This is a genomic window from Pseudomonas lundensis, from assembly GCF_002269125.1.
In the GTDB taxonomy this organism is placed as follows: domain Bacteria; phylum Pseudomonadota; class Gammaproteobacteria; order Pseudomonadales; family Pseudomonadaceae; genus Aquipseudomonas; species Aquipseudomonas lundensis_A.
The window spans coordinates 50,655-66,473 of the sequence record NZ_NQKI01000014.1 but is presented as its reverse complement, the minus strand read 5'-3'; the positions used below and the strand labels follow the sequence as shown (position 1 = coordinate 66,473).

Genomic DNA, 15,819 nt, shown 5'->3' with positions numbered 1-15,819 from the left:
TTCTGGGGTTAATCGAATCAGCAGGCTGCAGATTAGTACAGATAGTATTTCATCTATAGAAATAAATAATACAATATGTGTATTGTTGCGTGGCGGGCAATCCGTATTGTTCGGCGAATGGATAAATGGATCGCTTTAGTCAGAACGAAATTGCGCGAGCTCAAGCTCACGCAAGAAAAACTCGCCGAACGCGTGGGGGCTTCCCAGGGCGGCGTTGGTCATTGGCTTAACAAACGTCGTCAACCCGACCTCGAAACCATGAACAAAGTGCTGCATGCCCTTGGGCTTGGGCACCTTGAGGTGGCGTTGGTCGTGCGTGAACGCAAGGCCAGTAACGACGACCACAACCCTGAAGAAAACACGTACGTCATCACCTCAGCATTCCGCTATCCCGTGCGGGAGTGGGACAAGGCAGGCGAGATCAATGAGACGCCCCAGGAGGGGTACTCGGCCGCCACGGTATTTGAAATGAGTGATCACTACGCCAAAGGCGATGCCTTTTGGTTGCAGGTCACAGGGGATGCGATGACTGCCCCGATGGGCCTCAGCATTTCTCAGGGCATGATGATTCTGGTAGACCCGGATATCGAGGTCGAACCCGGCAAAATGGTGGTTGTACGCACCCCGGATTCTGAAAGCGCCATGTTCCGTCAGCTAATCGAAGACAGTGGCCAGCGTTACCTCAAGCCGCTTAACCCGACCTATCCCAAAATCCTGTTTGATGAAGACTGCCGCATTCTTGGCGTAGTGGTGCAGGCCACAACCAAGTTCTGAAGCGCAGCTTCCAGACATCCACTAAAAAGGCGGCGACCGAAACCGGTAGCCGCCTTTTTCATGCGCGCAATGTTATTCCAGTTCGATCAGGACCGCGCCTTCTCCAACCATGTCACCTTCCTGGCCGAATACGGCTTTGACAACCCCGTCGCGTGGCGCCCGCAGGCTGTGTTCCATCTTCATGGCTTCGAGCACGACCAGTTGTGCACCCGCTGCCACGTTTTGCCCGACGGCCACCATCACGCGCACAATGCTGCCATTCATGGGCGCGCTCAATCCGCCTTCCTGCGTCTGCCGGGCGCTGGTCGAGGCCAACGCATCACAAGCGTTCACGGCCTGCAGTTCGCCGTCCCACTGCACATACACCGTCTCTGCGCGACGAATGGCCATATGCCGAGTGCGTACGCCGTGTTGCTCAATCACCAGAAGATCGTCCTGCACCTTAGGCTGCTCTGCGGTCAGGGCAACAACGTTGTGTTCACCCTTACAGTTCAAGGCCAGCAGTGTTTGCGCGGGCAATCCGTTGCGAAACCCGTTGCGCTGCGCCCACGGGGAGCCCGCATCGTCTTCGCGAAAATCGGGCGGCAGGGTTTGTACGAATGCAGAGGCTGCCGCTGACCAAAACGCGTCAGACAAGGGTTCAGCTTTTGGCAGTAATTGCGCCTCATAGCGCGGGATAAAGCCCGTGTCCAGTTCGGCCGCCGCGAACGCAGGGTGAGCGATGATTCGGCGCAAGAAACTCAGGTTGGTTTTCAAGCCGCCTATAGCGAACTCATCAAGCATCGCCAACAAGCGCAAACGTGCCTGCTCGCGGTCTTCACCCCACGCGATCAACTTGCCGAGCATCGGGTCATAAAACGGCGAGACTTCATCGCCTTCGCAGACCCCGCTATCTACCCGCCGGCCCGGGCCCGGCGCCGATTCGCGATACAGCGCCAGACGGCCAGTCTGGGGCAGGAAATCATGACTCGGGTCCTCGGCGTACAGGCGCACTTCGATGGCATGCCCTCGCAGTGGCACCTGCGCCTGGGTGATGGGCAGCGCTTCGCCGCGTGCGACGCGGATTTGCCAGGCCACCAGATCAAGCCCGGTGATGGCTTCCGTGACCGGGTGTTCCACCTGCAGCCGGGTGTTCATCTCCATAAAGAAGAACGCGCCGCGTGCATCCAGCAAAAACTCCACAGTACCGGCGCCCACGTAGCCAATGGCCTGCGCAGCCCGCACGGCCGACTCGCCCATGGCGCGCCGCTGTTCGGCACTGAGTCCTGGCGCGGGGGCTTCTTCGACCACTTTTTGGTGACGGCGCTGAATCGAGCAATCCCGTTCGTTGAGGTACAGGCAATGGCCGTGCTGATCAGCAAACACCTGAATCTCGACGTGCCTGGGCTTGAGCACGTATTTTTCGACCAGCATGCGTGCGTCGCCAAACGACGACAGCGCTTCACGCTGAGCCGAAGCCAGTGCTTCGGGCAGTTGGCTTTCATCTTCCACCACTTTCATGCCCTTTCCGCCACCCCCGGCGGTAGCTTTAAGCAACACCGGGTAGCCGATTTTCTCAGCCGCTGTGCGAAAGGTTTCCAGATCTTGCGCTTCGCCGTGATAACCCGGCACCAGAGGCACTCCGGCCACTTCCATCAAGGCTTTGGCGGCGGACTTGCTGCCCATTGCGTCAATGGCCGAGGCAGGTGGGCCAAGGAAGATCAGACCGGCTTGTTCAACCGCTCGGGCGAACCCGGCGTTTTCGGACAAAAATCCATAACCTGGATGAATCGCTTGCGCGCCGCTGGCCTTGGCCGCGGCAATGATTTTGTCGATTTGCAGGTAGCTGTCGGCCGCTTTGTTGCCCCCCAAATTCACGCACCTGTCGGCTTCGCGGCAGTGGCGGGCGTCGCGGTCGGTGTAACTGTGCACGGCAACGCTGGTCAGGCCGAGGGACTTGGCAGTGCGCATCACACGGCAGGCAATTTCGCCACGGTTGGCCACCAACACGGTTGTAATGGTCGAGGCACTCATGGGCGCGGCTCCTGTTGGGGTGAGTCGATCTGCCAACTGGGCGCGCGCTTTTGCAGAAACGCCCGCAGACCTTCCTGGCCTTCGGGGCTGACCCGAATGCGCGCAATAGCGTTTTCACAGTAGCGGCGAATGGCTGGCGTCGGTGCGCCATGGCTGACTTCGCGTAGCAGGTCTTTGCAGGCACGCATCGCGAATGGACTGTTGAGCAGCAGCGTGTCGATCCAGCGAGCGACCTGCTGATCGAGTTCGCACGCCGGGTAGCTTTCGGACAGCAACCCCAACTCACGGGCGCGTTCGCCACTGAAGCGTTCGGCGGTCAGTGCATAGCGGCGCGCGGCGCGTTCGCCAATGGCTTGCACCACAAACGGACTGATGACCGCAGGCGCGATGCCAATGCGGACTTCCGACAGGCAGAACTGCGCGTCATCCGTGCCGATGGCCATGTCGCAGGCGCTTATCAGGCCCAGCGCGCCGCCGTAGGCCGCGCCTTGCACCACGGCCAGTGTTGGCATTTTCAGCTTGGCCAGGTTGTACATCAGTTCAGCCAAATGCCGGGCGTCGTCGAGGTTGGTGTTGTAATCCAGTTCGGCCGACTGCTGCATCCAGGCCAGGTCGGCCCCGGCGCTAAAATGTTTGCCGCGTCCGCGCAGTACGAGAAACCGCAGGCTGGCATCGCTTTGCACGGCGTCCAGCGCGAGGATCAGCTCGCGGATCATCTCGGCATTGAAGGCATTGTTTTTCGCTTCGCGACTCAACCACAGGGTGGCGAAACCCCGGGGGTCGGTGTGCAGTTCAAGGGTGTTGAAATCGATCATGTCCGTCAGTCCTTGGATGGCTGTACGTGTAGATGAGTGCGCATGGGGTGCAGGCAGCGGCGCGGCGGGTTCAAGGTCTCGCGCCGACAGAGGCCTGCCCCGGTAGCGGGTTACATGCGGAATACGCCAAAGCGCGTCGTGTCGATGGGCGCGCTCAAGGCTGCCGACAACCCCAGTGCCAGCAGGTCACGGGTTTGTGCCGGGTCGATCACGCCGTCATCCCACAGCCGGGCGCTGGAATAGTAGGGGTGGCCCTGATGTTCGTACTGGTCGAGGATCGGCTGCTTGATATCGGCTTCGTCCTGAGGGCTAAAGGCATCGCCGGTACGTTGCGCCTGTTCGCGTTTGACCTGCACCAGCACGCCAGCGGCCTGTTCCGCTCCCATCACGCCGATGCGGGCGTTGGGCCACATCCACAAAAAGCGCGGGTCATAGGCCCGTCCGCACATCCCGTAGTTGCCCGCGCCAAAACTGCCACCGATGATCACTGTGAATTTCGGCACCTTGGCGCACGCCACGGCGGTAACCAGCTTGGCGCCATGCTTGGCGATCCCGCCCGCTTCGTATTTTTGCCCGACCATAAAACCGGTGATGTTTTGCAGGAACACCAACGGGATTCCGCGCTGACAGGCCAGCTCAATAAAATGCGCGCCTTTTTGCGCCGCCTCGGCAAATAAAATGCCGTTGTTGGCCAGAATCGCCACCGGATACCCCTGCAAATGGGCAAACCCGCACACCAGCGTGGTCCCGAACAGTGCTTTGAACTCATCGAATACCGAGCCGTCCACCAGCCGGGCAATCACGTCTCTCACATCAAACGGCTGCTTGGCCTCGGCCGGGACGATGCCGTACAGCTCGTCGCTGGCATACAGCGGTGGCACCGGCGTCCGCCGGGTCACTTGACCCAGCTTTCGCCAATTGAGGTTGGCAACGCTGCGCCGGGCCAGCGCCAGTGCATGCTCGTCGCTCTCAGCGTAGTGGTCGGCCACCCCGGAGATCTTGCAGTGCACATCGGCGCCGCCCAAGTCCTCGGCGCTGACCACTTCTCCGGTCGCCGCTTTGACCAGCGGCGGCCCGGCGAGAAAAATGGTGGCTTGCTGGCGCACCATGATGGCTTCGTCCGCCATCGCGGGCACGTAGGCGCCGCCCGCTGTGCACGAGCCCATGACCACGGCGATTTGCGGAATCCCCGCGGCGCTCATGTTGGCCTGATTGAAGAAGATGCGCCCAAAGTGCTCGCGGTCCGGGAACACTTCATCCTGACGCGGCAAGTTGGCGCCGCCCGAATCCACCAGGTAAATGCAGGGCAGCCGGTTTTGCTCGGCAATGGTCTGTGCCCGAAGGTGCTTTTTGACCGTCAGCGGGTAGTACGAACCGCCTTTGACCGTAGCGTCGTTGGCCACAATCATGCATTCCACACCTTCAACTCGACCGATCCCGGCGATAATGCCGGCTGCCGGAACGTCTTCGCCGTACACCTCGTACGCCGCCAGCTGACTCAGTTCGAGGAAAGGCGAGCCCGTGTCGAGCAGCCGGTCGATGCGCTCGCGCGGCAGCAGCTTGCCTCGGGCGGTGTGCCGCTCCTGAGCGCGGGCGCCGCCACCCTGTTGCACATGGGCGAGCAAACTGTGCAGGGCGTCCACTTGTTTGAGCATGGCCTCGCGATTGGCGGCAAACTCCGGGGAACGCGGATTGATGGTGCTGTGCAAGATAGACATGGGCCACTCCTTAGCGGGTTTCGTTAAAGAGTTCGCGGCCAATCAGCATCCGGCGGATCTCGCTGGTGCCCGCTCCGATTTCGTACAACTTCGCGTCGCGCAGCAGACGTCCGGCCGGGAATTCATTGATGTAGCCATTACCGCCGAGGATCTGGATGGCATCGAGCGCCATTTGCGTAGCGCGCTCGGCGCTGTACAAAATCACCCCGGCGGCGTCCTTGCGGGTGGTTTCGCCACGCTCGCAGGCGGCCGCAACCGCATACAGGTAGGCACGGCTGGCATTGAGCTGGGTATACATGTCAGCCACTTTGCCCTGGATCAGCTGAAACTCGCCGATGCTTTGGCCGAACTGTTTGCGGTCATGGATGTAGGGCACTACCAAGTCCATGCACGCTTGCATGATGCCGGTCGGCCCGCCCGACAGTACGACGCGCTCGTAATCGAGGCCGCTCATCAACACCTTGACCCCGGCGTTCAGAGGGCCCAGCAGGTTTTCTTCAGGCACCTCGACGTTGTCGAAAAACAGCTCGCCGGTGTTGGAGCCGCGCATGCCCAACTTGTCAAAATGTTTGCTGCGGCTGAAGCCTTTCCAGTCGCGCTCGACGATAAAGGCACTGATGCCGTGGGCCTTCTTTTCGATGTCAGTCTTGGCGTAGATCACGTAAGTGTCGGCGTCGGGGCCGTTGGTGATCCAGGTTTTGCTGCCGTTGAGCACGTAATGGTCGCCGTGCTTGTCGGCGCGCAATTTCATCGAAACCACGTCAGAACCGGCGTTGGGTTCGCTCATGGCGAGCGCGCCGATGTGTTCACCGCTGATCAGTTTGGGCAGGTAGCGAAGTTTTTGAGCGTGGCTGCCGTTGCGGTTGATCTGGTTCACGCACAGGTTTGAATGTGCGCCGTAGGACAGCGCAACCGACGCCGAGCCACGGCTGATTTCTTCCATCGCCACCACATGGGCCAAGTAGCTGAGGCCGGTGCCGCCGTATTCTTCCGGGACCGTGATGCCGAGCAGTCCCATGTCGCCAAACTTGCGCCACATGTCCGCCGGGAACAGGTTGTCCTTGTCGATTTGCGCTGCACGGGGCGCCAGTTCAGCGGCGACGAATGACTGGACCTGTTCGCGCAGCATGTCGATGGTTTCGCCCAGGGCGAAGTTCAAAGTCGGGTAGCTCATGGGGCACCTTGTTCATTGTTCTTGTAAGAGGCGGCGACGGCGTCGCCCCGGGAGAAGCTTTACGTAAACGTAAACTTGGCACCTGAGCCTGTCAATGACCTTTACGTTAACGTCAACTTGAGCCAGAGTGATTGCTATTCTTCTGATGAAGAGGGCGCGTGTGTGCGCTTTCCCATACTCCCAACAACAATCACAAGAGGAGTTGTCATGACGTCGCAATCCGTTCCCAGTTATAGCCGCGGGGCACAGGACAAAGCCCTGCTGGCATTGACCATCGGCCAGGCGTTCGATCGCACGGCCACGTGTTACCCCGAGCGCGAGGCGCTGATTGTGCGCCATCAAGACCAGCGCCTGAGCTGGGCGCAATTGTCCCGTGCCGTCGACTTGCATGCCCGTGGCTTCATGGCGCTGGGCCTGCAAGCCGGGGATCGGCTGGGGATATGGGCGCCCAATTGCCTTGAGTGGTTTATCTGCCAATTTGCCAGCGCCCAGATCGGCGTGATTCTGGTCAACATCAACCCGGCGTATCGACTTTCAGAACTGGACTACGTGCTCAAGCAATCGGCATGTCAGTGGCTGGTGTGCGCAGGGGCGTTCAAAACCTCGGACTACCACGCAATGATTGAGGCGTTGGTACCGGAGCTGAGTGCGCACTCGCCTGGCCACCTATGCAGTGCGAACCTGCCGGATTTGCGGGGGGTAATCAGCCTCGCCGCAGCCCCGGCGCCCGGCTTTTTGCCTTGGGCGCAACTGGCCACGCTGGGGGCAGGTGTCAAGCTTGAACAATTGCAGGCGCGCAAGGCTACGGTGATGCCCGAGCAGCCAGTGAATATTCAATACACCTCAGGCACCACGGGCTTTCCCAAGGGCGCGACCCTCAGCCATCGAAACATTCTCAACAACGGTTTTATGGTAGGCGAAAGCCTCGGGCTGACGGCCAAGGACCGGCTGGTGATCCCGGTGCCGCTGTACCACTGCTTTGGCATGGTCATGGGCAACCTGGGGTGCATCACCCACGGCACCACGATGATTTACCCCAGCGAAGCGTTTGATCCCGGCCTGACCCTGCAGGCCATCGCGCATGAACGTGCGACCGGGCTTTACGGGGTGCCCACCATGTTTATTGCCCTGCTTGATCACCCGCAGCGTGCCGGTTTTGACCTGTCGAGCTTGCGCACAGGCATTATGGCGGGCGCCACCTGCCCGATTGAAGTGATGCGCCGCGTCATTAGCGACATGCACATGAGCGAGGTACAAATTGCTTATGGCATGACTGAAACCAGCCCTGTATCCATTCAGACCGGTCCTGCAGACGAGCTGGAATTGCGCGTGACCACTGTCGGGCGCACTCAACCGCACCTGGAGAACAAGCTAATTGACGCTCAAGGACAGATCGTTGCACGAGGTGAGATCGGTGAGCTGTGCACACGCGGCTACAGCGTGATGCTCGGCTACTGGAACAACCCGCCCGCCACGCGGGACGCTATCGACAGCGAAGGCTGGATGCACACTGGGGATCTGGCGCAAATGGACGAGCAGGGGTATGTGCGCATCGTGGGGCGTAACAAAGACATGATTATTCGCGGCGGCGAAAACATTTACCCGCGTGAGCTGGAAGAATTTTTCTTCACCCACCCGGCGGTGGCGGATGTGCAGATTGTGGGCATTCCAGATGAGAAGTACGGTGAAGAAATCGTCGCATGGATCAAATTTCACCCCGGCCACAGCGCCAACGAACTGGAGTTGCAGACTTGGTGCAAGGACCGTATTGCGCACTTCAAAACCCCGCGTTACTTCAAGTTTGTCGACACGTTCCCGATGACCGTGACCGGCAAAATCCAGAAATTCAAAATGCGTGAAGTCAGCATTCAGGAGCTTGGGAAGCAGGCGCAAGACAAATCCTGAGCAACACAAAGGGGAGCCGAAGCTCCCCTTTAATGTGTTGTTGCCTGCTCTTTTTATTATTGAGGGGCGGTCTGTTGTTGTTTTTGTAACCGTGGCCCTTCACTGCTGTTTTGGCGATCCCCATCCGGGATCAAGAGCAAACGTATTTTTTTGAGCGCTGATCCACTTTTATCACCGGCGTTGAAACCTGTGATCCAACCTGAACGGGTGCTACCTGAAGGTAGTTTTATTGTTCTCTGCCCGGTTGCGAGGTGGCTTTTGGCTCCTCGGAAAAGTAAACCTTCTCCAAAAAAATCAGTTAGCTGCGTCTCTGCCGTGTTGTTTTTGTTATGCCAGAGTCGTTTCGTATTGTTTTTATTATGTTGCTGCGGTTTTTATTCTTGTTATGCCATAGAGATAGCAGAAGCCGTGCCAACTTTTAAAAATCCATATAAATCAATGACTTGGTTTTTAATGCATAAAAAAACCGACCTTGCGTGGGGTCGGTTTGTTTCCTTGTTACTCGTGTGGGTTACCGCCCGGTAACACTGTGGCACACTTTTTAGCCCTGTCGGGCGCGGGCAACGCGTGAACCGGTTACCCGGCCCACAACCCGGCTGATGTGTTCACCGGCGAGCAACAGTTTGTCCATGTCGATACCGGTTTCGATGCCCATGCCGTTGAGCATGTACAGCACGTCCTCGGTGGCCACATTGCCGCTGGCGCCCTTGGCGTAAGGACAGCCACCCAGCCCCGCAATGGAGCTGTCGAACACGGCAATGCCTTCCTGCAGGCTGGCGTAAATATTGACCAGCGCCTGGCCGTAAGTGTCATGGAAATGGCCGGCCAGTTTTTCGCGGGGCACAGAGGCACTCACGGCTTCAATCAACGTGCGGGTTGCGGTGGGGGTGCCGGTGCCGATGGTGTCGCCAAGCGATACCTCGTAACAGCCCATGGCATAGAGCTCCTTGGCCACGGCCGCCACCTGTTGCGGCGCAACGTCCCCTTCGTAGGGACAACCGAGCACACAGGACACATAGCCGCGCACCGTGATGCCGTGACGGTGTGCGGCGTCGATCAGCGGCACGAAACGCGCCAGGCTTTCACTGATCGAGCAGTTGATGTTGCGTTGCGAGAAGGCTTCAGACGCGGCGGCAAATACCGCGACTTCTTTGACCCCGGCCGCCACTGCGTCTTCAAAGCCGCGCATATTGGGCGTCAGCGCGCCGTACACCACGCCCGGTTTGCGCTGGATGTGGGCGAAGACCTCGGCCGAGCCGGCCATTTGCGGCACCCATTTGGGCGAAACGAAACTGCCCACTTCGATGTAACCGAGGCCGGCATCGGTCAGGGCGTCAACCAACTGCACCTTGTCGGCCACGCTGATAGGGCGGGCTTCGTTTTGCAGGCCGTCGCGGGGGCCGACTTCAATCAGGCGCACATGGGCGGGTAATGTCATGGGGTCACCGGGTGTGAGTGGAAGTGGCTGCTGTCGCGTACCTGCCGCGACGGCAGGGGTCAGGCTGTCTGGCTTTTTATGGTTTGTTCCAGTGCGTGCGTGCAGCGCTCTTCAGCGGTGTCCAGCTCCAGTTGCATCTGCTGAATGTCCAGCAGTTGTTGCTCCAATTGCTGGCGGCGTTCTGTGATTTTGGCCAGCATGCTGGTCAGTTGTTTCTGATTGCCGCTGCTGGGGTCATACAGCTCAATCAACTCGCGGCACTCGGCCAATGAAAAGCCGATGCGCTTGCCGCGCAGAATCAGCTTCAGACTGACCTTGTCGCGGGCGGAGTACACCCGCTCCTGACCTCGGCGTTCAGGAGCAAGCAACCCTTGCTCCTCATAAAAGCGGATCGCACGGGTAGTGATGTCCAGCTCGCGGGCAAGGTCGGAAATACTGTACGTCGGGCTGCTCATGGGTGGGCTCTGAAAGGTGGGTGGGATTAAGCTACTGGCAGGTTGACGTTTACGTCAAGCAGGGGCTGAGCCCGGTTTTTAGTTTCTTGCGCCACTTGTTGTTCGCACAGCTCGATCAACAGTTCACGCATCCAGCGGTTGGCCGGGTCTTGCTCGGTACTTTCGTGCCAATACAAATGGGTTTCCACGCTTGGCAGTTCGTTGAGCGGCAGCGCTACAAAATGCAGCGCATGACGGCGTGCAAAGCGTTCGGGCACAGTCATCACCATGTCGGTGTGTTGCAACACGTTGGAGGCCATCAGGTAATGCTGCGAGCGCAGGGTGATCTTGCGTTGCAGGCCCATTTTGCCCAGTGCCAGGTCAACCTGGCCAAGGCCGTTACGGCGCGTCGATATGTGAATGTGCGTCAGCCCCAAATACTCATCGAGTGAAACAGACGGCTGGCCTGCCAACGGATGGGCAGGGCGCATTGCGCACACGTAGCGGTCTTCCATCAGCTTGACGTGGCGCACTTGCGGGTCGGTGTTAAGCGGCGCATCAATGGCGAAATCCAGGCGTCCTGCCGCAAGATCGCTGGTGGTCTCACGACGATGGGACAAAAAACTTTCAACCACCACCGATGGAGCCTGCTTGCGCAAACGCTGAAACAACGGCGGCAAGACCACGGCTTCTGTCAGGTCGGTCATGCTGATGCGAAAGGTTTTGTTGGCCTGCAATGGGTTGAAGGTGCGGCTCTCTTGTACCGATACGCGCAGCAAGGCCAGTGCACTGCGCACCGGGCTGATGATGTTTTGCGCCATCGGGGTCGGCACCATGCCTTGGGCGGTACGTACAAACAGCGGGTCGTTGAAGCTTTCGCGCAGGCGGGCCAGCGCATTGGACACTGCTGGCTGAGTGATGCCGATGATCTGCCCGGCGCGTGTCAGGTTGGCTTCGGTATAGATGGCATCGAACACGACAAACAGATTGAGGTCGACCTTGTTCAGGTTCATGGCACGCAACTCGTGTTATCGAAGGGAGGTTGGCGGCGAATCATATATTGCTTATGAATGGTAATACACGCTGCAAATAGACAGGGTAAATAATAGGCGGCTGGACTAGCATCGGGTAACACGTTCCCACATTCCCGGTAGAAGGTAGCCACCCATGGATTTCGCTTATTCCCCCAACGTTCAGGCGCTGCGTGAGCGGGTCACGGCCTTTATGGACGCTCATGTGTACCCGGCGGAAGCGATCTTTGATCAACAGGTGGCGCAAGGTGATCGCTGGCAGCCAACAGCCATCATGGAAACCCTCAAGCTCAAGGCCAAAGCCGAAGGGTTATGGAATTTGTTTCTGCCCCAGTCAGAACGCGGCGCAGGGCTGACCAACCTTGAGTACGCACCGCTGGCTGAAATCATGGGGCGCTCGATGCTCGGGCCTGAGCCGTTCAACTGCTCCGCGCCGGACACCGGCAACATGGAAGTGTTGGTGCGTTACGCCACTGAGGCGCAGAAAGCACAATGGCTCGAGCCGTTACTACGCGGGGAAATCCGTTCGGCGTTTGCCATGACCGAGCCGGACGTGGCGTCGTCGGACGCGACCAATATGCAGGCTCGCGCCGAACGTGATGGCGATGAATGGGTCATCAACGGCCGCAAATGGTGGACGTCCGGTGCCTGTGACCCGCGCTGCAAAATCATGATTTTCATGGGCCTGAGCAACCCGCAGAACCCGCGCCATCAGCAGCATTCGATGATTCTCGTACCCGTCGACACGCCCGGTGTACAGATTGTGCGCCCGTTGCCTGTTTTCGGTTACGACGATGCGCCCCACGGGCACGCTGAAGTGCAGTTCGACAACGTGCGCGTGCCTTATGACAACGTATTGCTGGGTGAAGGCCGGGGCTTTGAAATTGCCCAGGGCCGACTGGGGCCGGGGCGGATTCACCACTGCATGCGCTCGATCGGCATGGCCGAGCGGGCACTGGAATTGATGTGCAAACGCTCGCTGAAACGCACCGCTTTTGGCAAGCCGCTGGCACGCTTGGGCGGCAACATCGACAAAATCGCCGAGTCACGGATGGAGATCGACATGGCACGCCTGTTGACCCTCAAAGCGGCGTACATGATGGACACCGTGGGCAACAAGGTGGCGAAAAGCGAGATCGCGCAGATCAAAGTGATCGCACCGAATGTGGCGCTGCGGGTCATTGATCGGGCAATTCAGATGCATGGCGGTGCCGGGGTCTCAGGGGATTTTCCGCTGGCCTACATGTATGCGATGCAGCGCACCCTGCGCCTGGCCGATGGACCCGATGAAGTGCACCGCGCCGCTGTGGGCAAGTTTGAGTTGGACAAGTACGCCAAGCTATCAGGTTGAGTCAGATTCTTTACCTGTTATGTGGGAAGTGGCGTTGCGCGTCTGCGGTGGGGCGTACATTCAGTACACCCACACCTCCACCCGGCGATTTTTCAGGCGGCCTTCATCTTCTGTGTTGGCTGCCACCGGCATTTGCGCGCCGTAACCGCGTATTTCGCGCAGGATGACCCCGCTCTTCAGCAACTCGCGGCGCACGGCCATTGCCCGCAACTTTGACAGCAACTGCGCACGCTCGGGGTCGTCTTTCACGTCGCCAAAGCCCACCAGCGTCACCTGTTTGTCGAGCTTGGCGTGGGCACGCAAATAGTCCACTACACGCAACATATCCTGACGTGCCTTGTTGTCCAGTGAGGCGCTGCCTTCTTCAAATCGAAAATTCACGGACAACCGCTGAGCCTGTTGCGTCAGTTTCCGGTAATCGGCCGGCATGTGCGGTCCCGCAGCCACGTGGCCTGCCACGACGCTTTGAGCTACAAAACCGTTATGCGCGACCACGGCCTGGCCTTTTGCACTCTGGGTGAAAGCAATCAGAGCTTTGGCCCAGGGATTGCTCGCGCCGGGCGGCAGGTAAAAGAACAAGCGACGTGACAACGGGTAATCCTCGCTCGCGATCAGGCTGTCCAGCGGCAACATCGGTTGTGATTCGCCGTCCACGATGGCCACTGCTTTGGCCGCGCGCACGTAGGGTAAACCGATAAACCCGATGGCTTGCGGGTCCTGGCTGACGGCATCGGACAATTGTTCGCTGGACTCGAAACGCTGGGCGGTCGGGCTTAACACGTGAGCGCCGCGAGTGAGCACCAACTCCTTGAAGGTTTCCCATGTGCCGGACTGATCGTCACGCGCATACAGATGAATACCCCCACCGCTGCCGCCTAACGCTTCCCACGTTTTGATCTGGCCGCTGAACACCTGCGCCAGTTGTTCGGTGCTCAAGGCAGTGAGGGGATTGTGCGGGTGGAGGATGATTGCCAGGCCATCAATCGCAATCACGTGTTCGGCCGCCTGGCTTTTCAGGTCACCCAGGCGTTCCAGTTCCACCAGCTCGCGATCTTTGATCGGGCGTGAGGACGCCACAACATCGGCTTGACCGGCCTTGAGTGCGGCGAATCCGGTCCCGGAGCCATGGGCCGCCACGTCCACACGCACCTCACGGCCTTGGGCGTCAGTGCCAATGATTGTGTGTTCGTTGGGGGGCGCCGCCGCCACGCGATGAATATCGCGTAAACCGTGTTCGGCCAGCATGGCGGCGACCAGCGCCGGGCCGAGGTTGGCGCCAATGGTGTTGGAACCTTGAATCCGCAGGTCGGCATCAGGCGCGGCGCAGGCCAGGGCGGTCACCCCCCAGAGCATGATTAATGACGTGAAACGCAGCATGTTCCGGCACCTTCCTGGGGCCATGAAAGTGCCGGTAATTTAAGACAACTACGTTGCAGCGCGATGACACCCGACTGCGCAGCGGGTGGGAGGGTTCAGCTCAGTTCCAGCCAGATCGGCGCGTGGTCAGACGGTTTTTCCATGGCGCGCAGGTCGTAGTCGACGCCCGCATCCTTGATGCGCGGCACCAGCCCTTGGGAGGCCAGAATCACATCGATGCGCAGGCCGCGTTTGGGCTCGTCTTCGAAGCCACGGCTGCGGTAGTCGAACCAGCTGAAGCGGTCGGTAACGTCCGGGTGCAGGTAACGGAAGCTGTCCACCAGGCCCCAGCCCTTGAGGCGTTCCATCCACTCGCGCTCTTCCGGCAGGAAACTGCACTTGCCAGTTTTCAGCCAGCGCTTGGCGTTGACCTCGCCGATACCGATGTCGCAATCCTGCGGTGAGATGTTGATGTCGCCCATCACCACCAGCGGTTGCTCGTTGCTGAACCGGCTTTCTAGCAACTGCTGCAAATCGCTGTAAAAGCGTTGTTTTGCAGGGAACTTGGTCGGGTGATCGCGGCTTTCACCTTGTGGGAAATAGCCATTCATGATGGTGACTGGCTGGCCATGTTCATCGGCGAATTCGCCCCAGATGAACCGTCGCTGGGCATCTTCTTCATCCGAGGCAAAGCCTTTGTGAATGCTCAACGGCGCCTGACGCGACAGCAGGGCGACGCCGTAATGGCCTTTTTGACCATGAAAATGCACGTGATAGCCCAGTGCCTCGATGTCGGCAAACGGGAATTGCTCGTCGCTGACTTTGGTTTCTTGGAGGCCGATGACGTCCGGCTGATGCTTTTCGATCAGCGCTGCCAGCTGATGAGGCCGAGCGCGCAGGCCGTTGATGTTGAATGACACAATTTTCATGGGCGGGCAGTCCTGAGCAAAAACCGCGATGCTAGCGGACTGACGCCTCAGCGGCCAGCGTGCAGCAGGGCAAATGCACTGCTAACGTAGTTCGCATGCGCCACGATGGAACTGTTGTGGCGGTCGGGGGCTCGTACTCACTAGAAGCGCCGCCATCCAAGCGCCGCCAGGGAGATAAAACGTCATGACGCAAACGTCGATTGCTACAGGCCAGATCCAGCTGCTCGATGGCGGTTACTCGCGCGAGGCGCGGTCGTTGCTGTATCAGGCTTATCGGCATGAACCGACTTTCCGCTTTTTGTTCGATGCAGACCGTCCGGGTTACGAACAGCGGGTCAGGGCGACGGTGCGTGAATTGGTCAAACAGCATTTTTTGCAAGACCGCCCCGGGCTGGGCCTGCTGGTCAATGATCGGCTGGTTGGGGTGGCCCTGATCGCGCCGCCGATGCGGCGTCTGGACATCACTGAAAGCTGGGCATGGCAGTTGCGCATGGTGCTCAGTACCGGCTTGCGTTGTACCCGGCGTTACTTGGAATACCATCAGGCCGTGCTGGCCTGTGTACCGGGCGATGCCGTGCACATGTTGCCGCTGCTGGGTATTCACCCTGAATTTCAGGGCCAGCATTATGGTGAACAGTTGCTCGAAGCGGTGCACAACTGGTGCGCTGAAGACGAACATTCCGAAGGGGTGGTGCTGGATACGGGCAATCCGCGTTACCTGGCGTTTTATAAAAAGCAGGGTTACGTGGAAATTGGAGAAGTTGCGATCGGGCCCGTGCGCGAGCACGTTTTTTTTCACGCCAATCCGCAGGTGTTACATACGGCAACGTCTTAAGGGCGAACTTCAGTCCTCAGGTGTGCTCTATGACGCTCCTTGCCCG

Annotated in this window: 13 protein-coding genes; 4 read left to right on the top strand and 9 right to left on the bottom strand. The window is 59.2% G+C overall.

Annotated elements, in window-relative coordinates; all coding sequences use genetic code 11:
• Nucleotides 1-117: 117 nt before the first annotated feature.
• Nucleotides 118-774, top strand: coding sequence for a LexA family protein (locus tag CJF39_RS11025; RefSeq protein ID WP_094993457.1), 657 nt, complete (start codon nt 118-120; stop codon nt 772-774).
• Nucleotides 775-846: 72 nt separating this feature from the next.
• Here CJF39_RS11025 and CJF39_RS11020 read toward each other — a convergent pair whose 3' ends face one another.
• The 4 genes from CJF39_RS11020 to CJF39_RS11005 all read right to left on the bottom strand — a co-directional run bounded on the left by CJF39_RS11020 (nt 847) and on the right by CJF39_RS11005 (nt 6,494).
• Nucleotides 847-2,787, bottom strand: coding sequence for an acetyl-CoA carboxylase biotin carboxylase subunit (locus CJF39_RS11020; RefSeq protein ID WP_094993456.1), 1,941 nt, complete (start codon nt 2,785-2,787; stop codon nt 847-849).
• Nucleotides 2,784-3,602: a gamma-carboxygeranoyl-CoA hydratase gene (locus tag CJF39_RS11015; protein ID WP_094993455.1), complete on the bottom strand. Its 819-nt coding sequence runs from the start codon at nt 3,600-3,602 to the stop codon at nt 2,784-2,786. The genes CJF39_RS11020 and CJF39_RS11015 overlap by 4 nt, the downstream gene beginning before the upstream one ends.
• Before the next feature lie 110 nt (nt 3,603-3,712).
• Nucleotides 3,713-5,320, bottom strand: coding sequence for a carboxyl transferase domain-containing protein (locus CJF39_RS11010; protein WP_094993454.1), 1,608 nt, complete (start codon nt 5,318-5,320; stop codon nt 3,713-3,715).
• A 10-nt stretch (nt 5,321-5,330) separates the two neighbouring features.
• Nucleotides 5,331-6,494: an isovaleryl-CoA dehydrogenase gene (locus CJF39_RS11005; RefSeq protein ID WP_094993453.1), complete on the bottom strand. Its 1,164-nt coding sequence runs from the start codon at nt 6,492-6,494 to the stop codon at nt 5,331-5,333.
• Between the two features lie 207 nt (nt 6,495-6,701).
• Here CJF39_RS11005 and CJF39_RS11000 point away from each other — a divergent pair, with 207 nt between their 5' ends.
• Nucleotides 6,702-8,399, top strand: coding sequence for an AMP-binding protein (locus tag CJF39_RS11000; RefSeq protein ID WP_094993452.1), 1,698 nt, complete (start codon nt 6,702-6,704; stop codon nt 8,397-8,399).
• Between the two features lie 541 nt (nt 8,400-8,940).
• Here CJF39_RS11000 and CJF39_RS10995 read toward each other — a convergent pair.
• The 3 genes from CJF39_RS10995 to CJF39_RS10985 are packed head-to-tail and all read right to left on the bottom strand — an operon-like array spanning nt 8,941 to nt 11,284.
• A complete protein-coding gene (locus CJF39_RS10995; RefSeq protein WP_094993451.1) occupies nt 8,941-9,837 on the bottom strand; it encodes a hydroxymethylglutaryl-CoA lyase in 897 nt (298 codons plus the stop codon).
• Between the two features lie 59 nt (nt 9,838-9,896).
• A complete protein-coding gene (locus tag CJF39_RS10990) occupies nt 9,897-10,292 on the bottom strand; it encodes a MerR family transcriptional regulator (protein WP_094993450.1) in 396 nt (131 codons plus the stop codon).
• A gap of 26 nt (nt 10,293-10,318) precedes the next feature.
• Entirely contained in the window at nt 10,319-11,284 is a 966-nt protein-coding gene (locus CJF39_RS10985) for a LysR family transcriptional regulator (protein ID WP_094993449.1), read from the bottom strand.
• 154 nt (nt 11,285-11,438) lie between these two features.
• Here CJF39_RS10985 and CJF39_RS10980 point away from each other — a divergent pair, with 154 nt between their 5' ends.
• Complete coding sequence (locus CJF39_RS10980; RefSeq protein ID WP_094993448.1) at nt 11,439-12,653, top strand: acyl-CoA dehydrogenase; 1,215 nt, start codon at nt 11,439-11,441, stop codon at nt 12,651-12,653.
• Nucleotides 12,654-12,713: 60 nt separating this feature from the next.
• Here CJF39_RS10980 and CJF39_RS10975 read toward each other — a convergent pair whose 3' ends face one another.
• Nucleotides 12,714-14,030 (bottom strand): substrate-binding domain-containing protein, encoded by a 1,317-nt coding sequence (locus tag CJF39_RS10975; protein ID WP_094993447.1) that lies wholly within the window; start codon nt 14,028-14,030, stop codon nt 12,714-12,716.
• A 95-nt stretch (nt 14,031-14,125) separates the two neighbouring features.
• Complete coding sequence (xthA, locus tag CJF39_RS10970) at nt 14,126-14,938, bottom strand: exodeoxyribonuclease III (RefSeq protein ID WP_094993446.1); 813 nt, start codon at nt 14,936-14,938, stop codon at nt 14,126-14,128.
• Between the two features lie 184 nt (nt 14,939-15,122).
• Here xthA and CJF39_RS10965 point away from each other — a divergent pair, with 184 nt between their 5' ends.
• Nucleotides 15,123-15,773 (top strand): GNAT family N-acetyltransferase, encoded by a 651-nt coding sequence (locus CJF39_RS10965; protein ID WP_094993445.1) that lies wholly within the window; start codon nt 15,123-15,125, stop codon nt 15,771-15,773.
• Nucleotides 15,774-15,819 lie beyond the last annotated feature (46 nt).

Coding starts and splice junctions, on each gene's coding strand:
- CJF39_RS10990 (WP_094993450.1), bottom strand. CDS start 10,292: ATGAGCAGCCCGACGTACAGTATTTCCGACCTTGCCCGCGAGCTGGAC.
- CJF39_RS10975 (WP_094993447.1), bottom strand. CDS start 14,030: ATGCTGCGTTTCACGTCATTAATCATGCTCTGGGGGGTGACCGCCCTG.
- CJF39_RS11020 (WP_094993456.1), bottom strand. CDS start 2,787: ATGAGTGCCTCGACCATTACAACCGTGTTGGTGGCCAACCGTGGCGAA.
- CJF39_RS10965 (WP_094993445.1), top strand. CDS start 15,123: ATGACGCAAACGTCGATTGCTACAGGCCAGATCCAGCTGCTCGATGGC.
- CJF39_RS11025 (WP_094993457.1), top strand. CDS start 118: ATGGATAAATGGATCGCTTTAGTCAGAACGAAATTGCGCGAGCTCAAG.
- CJF39_RS10995 (WP_094993451.1), bottom strand. CDS start 9,837: ATGACATTACCCGCCCATGTGCGCCTGATTGAAGTCGGCCCCCGCGAC.
- CJF39_RS10985 (WP_094993449.1), bottom strand. CDS start 11,284: ATGAACCTGAACAAGGTCGACCTCAATCTGTTTGTCGTGTTCGATGCC.
- CJF39_RS11000 (WP_094993452.1), top strand. CDS start 6,702: ATGACGTCGCAATCCGTTCCCAGTTATAGCCGCGGGGCACAGGACAAA.
- CJF39_RS10980 (WP_094993448.1), top strand. CDS start 11,439: ATGGATTTCGCTTATTCCCCCAACGTTCAGGCGCTGCGTGAGCGGGTC.
- xthA (WP_094993446.1), bottom strand. CDS start 14,938: ATGAAAATTGTGTCATTCAACATCAACGGCCTGCGCGCTCGGCCTCAT.
- CJF39_RS11005 (WP_094993453.1), bottom strand. CDS start 6,494: ATGAGCTACCCGACTTTGAACTTCGCCCTGGGCGAAACCATCGACATG.
- CJF39_RS11010 (WP_094993454.1), bottom strand. CDS start 5,320: ATGTCTATCTTGCACAGCACCATCAATCCGCGTTCCCCGGAGTTTGCC.
- CJF39_RS11015 (WP_094993455.1), bottom strand. CDS start 3,602: ATGATCGATTTCAACACCCTTGAACTGCACACCGACCCCCGGGGTTTC.